Raw genomic sequence first — 446 nt, forward strand, 5'->3', positions numbered from 1 at the left:
TTAATCCACTATACGTGAAACTGGTTTTTCAGACGACCTTCGATACTTGATAGGTCGTCTGAAAAACCAATCTTTCGATTGGTCGTGGAAGAAAGCCACTGTTGTCCTTGCATCAGCCGGAACAGCAGTGGCTTTTTTCTATTTCTATGCCGAGATGACTGGATTAGTAGCCGCCTTTACCTGCAGATGCTGCGGAAGCAGGCGCTGCTGCGGAAGATGCAGGGGCAGCCGGAGCTGAAGCGGCAGGGGCTGAAGCTGCACCGCTACCTGCATAGGCTTTGTCTTCCAGTTTTTTGGTCATGATTTCAGGGTTCTCTGCGCCCTCTACTTTCAACTGACCCAACGCGCCTTTGTTGAACGCACGGAAGAGAGAGTGGTCAACCACAGTATAGCTGCCCGGGATGTCGGCTTTAAATTCGATAATCGCTGCGCCACCGGCAGGGATC

Annotated in this window: 1 pseudogene; it reads right to left on the reverse strand. The window is 51.8% G+C overall.

What is annotated here, in order from left to right:
• Window positions 1–163: 163 nt before the first annotated feature.
• Window positions 164–446: pseudogene (locus tag ACTHUR_RS20920) on the reverse strand (copper-containing nitrite reductase); the annotation flags it as partial.

The sequence above is a fragment of the Neisseria sp. P0021.S007 genome (assembly GCF_051956855.1).